This window comes from Pseudomonas sp. P4_B4 (assembly GCF_056402255.1).
In genome coordinates, this window is record NZ_JBFUHS010000008.1 from 167,799 (window position 1) to 174,374 (window position 6,576).

Sequence of the window (6,576 nt, forward strand, 5' to 3'; positions counted from 1 at the left end):
ACTTTTACGCATAAACGCAAACTGGTATCTTGCCCCGGCTCCGTAGGGAGTGCGCGGCCGTGCGCGCAGAATTGCCGAGGTTTTATCGGACGCCAGCAAGCCAAAAAAACGCCGCTGTTTCCGACCGGCCCAAGCCTGAGAACAGGACTTATATGTACGTATACGACGAATACGATCAGCGGATCATCGAGGACCGCGTCAAGCAGTTCCGTGATCAGACCCGACGCTATCTGGCAGGCGAGCTGAGCGAAGAAGAATTCCGCCCCCTGCGCCTGCAAAATGGTCTTTATATCCAGCGTTTCGCGCCGATGTTGCGAGTCGCCGTGCCTTACGGCCAACTGACTTCGCGCCAGATGCGAATGATGGCCAAAATTGCCCGCGACTACGACAAGGGCTACGCCCACATCAGTACCCGGCAGAACGTGCAGTTCAACTGGCCGGCCGTGGAAGACATTCCGGACATTCTCGCTGAGCTGGCCACCGTGCAGATGCACGCGATCCAGACCAGCGGCAACTGCCTGCGCAACGTCACCACCGACCAGTTTGCCGGTGTCGCCGCCGACGAGCTGATCGACCCGCGCCCATGGTGCGAGATCGTCCGCCAGTGGACCACGTTCCACCCGGAATTCGCCTACCTGCCGCGCAAATTCAAGATCGCCGTCAACGGTTCGACTTCCGACCGCGCCGCCATCGAAGTCCATGACATCGGCCTTGAGCCGGTGCACAACGCCGCTGGCGAACTGGGCTTCCGTGTCCTGGTCGGCGGTGGCCTGGGCCGTACGCCGGTGGTCGGTGCATTCATCAATGAATTCCTGCCGTGGCAAGACCTGTTGAGCTACCTCGACGCCATCCTGCGGGTCTACAACCGCTATGGCCGTCGCGACAACAAGTACAAGGCGCGGATCAAGATCCTGGTCAAAGCGCTGACGCCTGAAGTCTTCGCGCAGAAAGTCGATGCGGAAATGGAGCACCTTCGCGGTGGCCAGACCACGCTGACCGAAGCCGAAGTGCAGCGCGTCGCCAAGCATTTCGTCGACCCGGACTACAAGGCCCTGGAAAACCAGGCCGCCGCCCTGGCCGAGCTCGACCAGCAGCATCCGGGCTTCGCCCGTTGGCGCGTACGCAATACCCTGGCCCACAAGAAGCCGGGCTATGTGGCCGTGACCTTGTCCCTGAAGCCTACCGGCGTTGCACCGGGCGACATCACTGACAAACAGCTCGACGCCGTGGCCGATCTGGCCGACCGTTACAGCTTCGGTCAACTGCGCACCTCCCACGAGCAGAACATCATCCTGGCCGACGTCGAGCAGGACAAACTGTTCGCCATGTGGGGCGAGCTGCGCGAGCAAGGCTTCGCCACGCCGAATATCGGCCTGCTGACCGACATCATCTGCTGCCCGGGCGGCGACTTCTGCTCCCTGGCCAACGCCAAGTCGATCCCGATCGCCGAATCGATCCAGCGCCGTTTCGACGACCTGGACTACCTGTTCGACATCGGCGAACTGGACCTGAACATCTCCGGTTGCATGAACGCCTGTGGTCACCACCACGTCGGCCACATCGGCATCCTCGGGGTGGACAAGAAAGGCGAAGAGTTCTATCAGGTTTCCCTCGGCGGCAGCGCCAGCCGTGACGCCAGCCTGGGCAAGATCCTCGGCCCGTCCTTTGCCCAGGAAGCCATGCCTGACGTGATCGAAAAGCTGATCGACGTGTACATCGAACAACGTACCGAAGACGAGCGCTTCATCGACACCTATCAGCGTATTGGCATCGACCTCTTCAAGGAGCGTGTCTATGCAGCGAATCATTAAGAACAACGAGGTCGTCGACGAGACCTGGCACCTGCTGCCCAAGGATTTCAACATCGACGAGATCAGCAACTGCGACGACCTCATCGTGCCGTTGCAGCTGTGGCGCGAACACAGCCGCATGCTCCTGGCCCGTGATGGCGGCCTGGGCATCTGGCTGGACGCCGATGAAGAAGCCGAGGAAATCGGTGAAGACGTGGCGCAGTTCCAGGTCATCGCCCTGAACTTCCCGGCATTCACCGATGGCCGCAACTACTCCAACGCCCGCCTGCTGCGTGACCGTTACGGTTTCAAGGGCGAATTGCGGGCCATTGGCGACGTGCTGCGTGACCAGTTGTTCTACATGCATCGCTGTGGTTTCGACGCGTTCGCCATTCGCGCCGACAAAGACCCGCACGAAGCCCTTGAAGGCCTCAAGGACTTCTCGGTGTCCTATCAGGCAGCTACCGACGAACCGCTACCGTTGTTCCGTCGCCGCTGACCGTCACGCCTTGAACCCCGGCCCGGGGTTCAAGGCGTTTTACCCTGCCCGCTAAAACACCGGATAATCGGCCAGCGGCATCGGCCGCCCCATGGCGACCCAATCGCGGTACAACCGGACTCGATCCTCCAGCACCACGAACAACCGGAACGGATTCTGCGCATCGGCCATCCGCGTTTCGACGCACTGACGCAACCAACCCCACAACTCTTCTGACGTATCCGCCTCGTGGAGCAAGCGCCAAACGCGTGCCTGTAGCGACCGATAGCCAACCTTAAAATCCGCCGTCAGGCGCAATCCGTCCATGACCCGGAGCAACGTACTGCCCGATGGCTTGACGGCCAATCGTTGCCAGATCTGTTGCCGCGCCTCGCGCACGCTTTCTTCGCCCTCCTCCAGCCAGGGCGTCGCACTGCCGTAATCGGCACCCGGCTCACTCAGCCACAGATTGATACCGGTGCGCTCTCGATGATCGACCAGGCGCAATAACGTCTCTTCATCCGTCAGCGGATTACCCCACAGTTTCACCCGGTCCCGGGAGACCGCCTGACTCAGTATCGCGTAGGGAACACGGCTGATCCGGTTGCCACGTAAATCGAGCGAGGTGAGGTACGGCTGATCGGCTATGCCAATCGGGCAATGGCTGATCCCGGTGTTTCTCAGGTTCAATACACGCAACTCATCCAACCCCAATACCACGGGCGGGACAGTCAAAGGGTTGTCACTCAGATCCAGCGCTTGCAAGCTCACCAGATCACGAAATTGCGAAGCCGTGTTCTCCTGAAGCTGAAGAAAGGTTGAACTCAGGTTGAGCGTTGTGAGTCGAGTCATTTGCCGAACCGGTGCAGGCAATACCCCCTCCAGCACATCGTCTGCATTGAGCCGACGCAGGTCGACACGCTCCAGGTTCAGGGAGTGCAGATTGGGAAAGCTTTCGAGAAAATCGTTAAGGCTCTCGCGCTCGATAAGGTGCAGCCCCTGCATCGATAGCTCGACGACTTCATTGAAGCGAATGCTCATTGTCGGCAAGCGATGGAAGTCCTCGTACCCCAGGTCCAGCCTGTAACCGCAGAACACCTCGCCAGACATGACTCTATTGCTCTGGGGCGGGCATTTTTGCCAGATGCTCATCAGCTCGTCGCCCAGTTCAATTCGCGTTTCACGCTCGTAATCGATCACGGTTTGCAGCAGTTCGACATTGTACGCCGCCACCTGCTGAGGACTCATGCCCGCGGCATCATCATCGCCCACAGCGAGAAAATCCACGTCCATGTCATCGACATCCAGCACGGCCTGGTCGACCCAGTGGCGCAGATCGGCATGCAATTGCTGCATCTCGAGAATCAGGCGATCCACCAGCGCTTGCGCCCCGGCACCCGCGTTAATAAGCAACTCATCCGCCTGGGCCTCGGTGAAATCCGGATACAGATCCTTGACCTGCAGACGCATGACTCCGTGAGTCAGCGCTGCGGCCTGTGGCGTGTTCGGAAAGCCGCCGCCGCGCAATCCCCTGGCGTCGAAGGGCAACCGCGAATCCATTCGATCCAGGCCGAGTATCAGTTCGGAGCGGGACAAGGCGTGCCCGCCAATACGCAGGCGCAACTGGCTGGCCGTGTCGGGCGAGTTTAGCGACATCGCCGCGCGTTCCTCCCCTGACAATAGATCGACCAGCGCGGCAAACAGATCCGAACCCTCGCCGTCGGTAGCCGCCACCGTGGCATACCGATAGCGATCACCGACCTTGATCAAGCGCCGGCAATCCACCGAATCGAGCGGGCCGCAACGGTCCAGGCCCCGGCCACTGATTGACCCGTCGAGCACTTCGATGCGCAAGCCTTTCGGCCAACCGGGCAGGCGCTCCAGGGAATGCAACGCCAGCACATCGGAATCGGGATGGCTGACCGAACGCAAGTACAGCCCCTCATAGGCCCGGTTGAGTCGTACATGTTGCTGATACTCGCGTGCCTTGTTGTCCAGGCGCTTGAACAGTTGCAGCGCCTCGTCAGCATCGACGGGCCGATCGATGTCGACCCCCGAACGGTCGAGGATCTGCTCTACGGCACCTTTCGGCAAACCCTGGTATTCGCGCTGAAACAGGCGAATCCAATCCTGGTCCGAGTGTTGGAGCGCCTGATAGCGGGCATTGAACAGTCCGGCCCGTGCTTGCGGATCGGCGACGGCCTCGAGTTCCTGATCGAGCTTGAAGCGAGTGATGGTGTCGGCAAGCGACGGCGTCGGCGCGCGGCCGATCTGCATCAGACGCAGCATATCGTCGTCGACCGTACTGATCCGGGCGATCTGCGCCAATATCTCATCACTGAAGGCAGCAAGCGGTGCGCAAACGCCACGCATCAACTCCACACGTGTCGACACCGGTGCCGAAACCGATCCGGGTGTGGGCTCGGCCGGCGCTCCGGGATGCGGCTCGTTCCCGGGCTCCCCCGGCTCGTGCAGCGTTCCGGCGATTTTTTCTTCGCCCTTGAGTACCGCCACCGCCCCGGCCAACGGGAGCGCATTGAGCAAGCCGAACACCGTGCGCGTCACGCCCTCGGAGCGCTGCTCCGGTGTTTTACCGTTGATGGCCTGATCGAGGCCATAACCGGCGTCGATCAGCCCGGCCAGCACCAGGACGCCCTCACCTCCTGGAATGAACAATGCCAAAGGCCCCAGCCGATTGATCCACTGCACAAGCGGTTCCACCACCGCGCTCAGGTTGTCGCGATTGACCTGGGCATCGTCACGGATGGTTTTGACGCTGGCCATGGAGGCCTGCTTCATGGTCAGCACCAGCTGCGCGAAGGGATCGGTGTCGGTCGGCGCACGCTCAAGGTCGATGTAGTCCTGCGGGTCCCAGAAACCGTCGTTGTTGAAGAACCCCGCGTTCTTTTTCAGCCAGTGTTCCTTCGGGTAAACCGCCATGCCCTCCAACGCCGTCAACACGCCCGCATGGAAGGTGCCGTCTTCACGATCGTCCTCGGCAAAATGCGCGACCAGCGCTTGCCGTGTGGCGGCAACCCTGCCTTGGGCCACGATCCATTGGCGCAGGTGCTGCAAGTCGGCGAATTCATGCAAGGGTGAGGAGTTACCGGGAATATTCAACAAGACCCGGCCGCTGTGACGGTGGCGGTAACACCAGATATCGTCCGAGGTGTAACGATAGATCGTCAGCCGACCGACTTCGATCGGCGCACTGACGCGAGTGGGCGCCTGCACCTGATCGATGGTCAACGCACTCCAGGCCTGCTCCGTTGGCAATCCGGCGGCCTGCATGGCCAGGGCCAGGCCTTCCTGACTCAAACTGCCCTCCTGATGTTGCAGGCAGGCGCTCATGATAAAGGCGGCCTTGGCCGAGGTTCTCAGGTCGTAAGGCTGCGCCTGGACGATTCGTTTATCGGAGGGCCAGGCGCGATCCAGGTAAGCCTGATAGAGGGTTTGCAGATCCAGTTCCCACACCCACTGTTTGAACGCCGCTGGCCTGAGGTCAATTTGCGTTGCCGGCCCATACACCTGGGGCGTGGTCTGGCGATAGATACCTTCATAGGTATGGTGATTGCCATTGCCGTGGTCGGCGAATTCATCGACATGCTCCACGATGCGAATGGACGGGCCGACATCAGGCGGTGTGAACAAGCCCAATATGCTTTCGGCAAAACGCCCGTCACCGACGGTCTGGTAGTTCGCCAGCAACGCCTGCACCAGGGTTTGTGTGCTTGCCACCTGGCCTTGCTCGATGCCGTCCTGCGGCGGGTGCCCGCGGTAGCGGTAATCCAGGGTGACCAACAGGGCGTTTTGCGGGTCGATGTCTTGCCCCCATTTTTCCTTGATCAACTGCGCACTGAACTGCTCGGGAGACTGCGGTAAAGCCGCGCTCACCACAGATTTCAGTGTTTCGCGCAACGGCTCAGGTTCGGAATGAAGCGGTGTCTGATGGTCAATCATGTGCATTCCATGGCAACTGTTTTTGGAACACCAACATAACCAGCCACGGCGTTGCCGAAAGCAGGAACGGTCGCCTGCTGCCGACAGAGATTTCGCCGGGCCGTGGAGGACATCGGGCAAGCATTAGCAGGCAATCGGCATAGGGGACGGCCTTCATAGACCGTACCCCTGCCACACCACCCGGCATGCGGGTCCGCACCGGGCGGTTCGAGGGATTGAGGTCAGGAGAGACGTGGAAGTCCCAAGCGATCAAACCACGCGAGATTAAGCACCCAATTCAAGGCCCATCGACTGTTGTCCCACCAACGACGGGTGTTACATGCCACTTTCTGGGCGACTTCTTTACTC

3 protein-coding genes are annotated in these 6,576 nt (G+C 60.6%); 2 read left to right on the forward strand and 1 reads right to left on the reverse strand.

Going from position 1 to position 6,576, the window contains the following annotated elements; genetic code table 11:
* Positions 1–152 precede the first annotated feature (152 nt).
* Together AC1DVE_RS12120 and AC1DVE_RS12125 are read left to right on the forward strand one after the other, a co-directional pair.
* Entirely contained in the window at positions 153–1,811 is a 1,659-nt protein-coding gene (locus AC1DVE_RS12120; protein ID WP_008050678.1) for a nitrite/sulfite reductase, read from the forward strand.
* Positions 1,795–2,289 (forward strand): DUF934 domain-containing protein, encoded by a 495-nt coding sequence (locus AC1DVE_RS12125; RefSeq protein ID WP_150723618.1) that lies wholly within the window; start codon positions 1,795–1,797, stop codon positions 2,287–2,289. Before AC1DVE_RS12120 ends, AC1DVE_RS12125 begins: the two co-directional genes overlap by 17 nt.
* 51 nt (positions 2,290–2,340) lie before the next feature.
* Here the strand turns inward: AC1DVE_RS12125 and AC1DVE_RS12130 are convergent, their stop codons facing one another.
* Positions 2,341–6,228: a dermonecrotic toxin domain-containing protein gene (locus AC1DVE_RS12130; protein WP_223460935.1), complete on the reverse strand. Its 3,888-nt coding sequence runs from the start codon at positions 6,226–6,228 to the stop codon at positions 2,341–2,343.
* Positions 6,229–6,576 lie beyond the last annotated feature (348 nt).

Bases quoted from the DNA above. Each gene is read 5' to 3' on its own strand.
- AC1DVE_RS12120 (WP_008050678.1), top strand. From the start codon at position 153: ATGTACGTATACGACGAATACGATCAGCGGATCATCGAGGACCGCGTC.
- AC1DVE_RS12130 (WP_223460935.1), bottom strand. From the start codon at position 6,228: ATGATTGACCATCAGACACCGCTTCATTCCGAACCTGAGCCGTTGCGC.
- AC1DVE_RS12125 (WP_150723618.1), top strand. From the start codon at position 1,795: ATGCAGCGAATCATTAAGAACAACGAGGTCGTCGACGAGACCTGGCAC.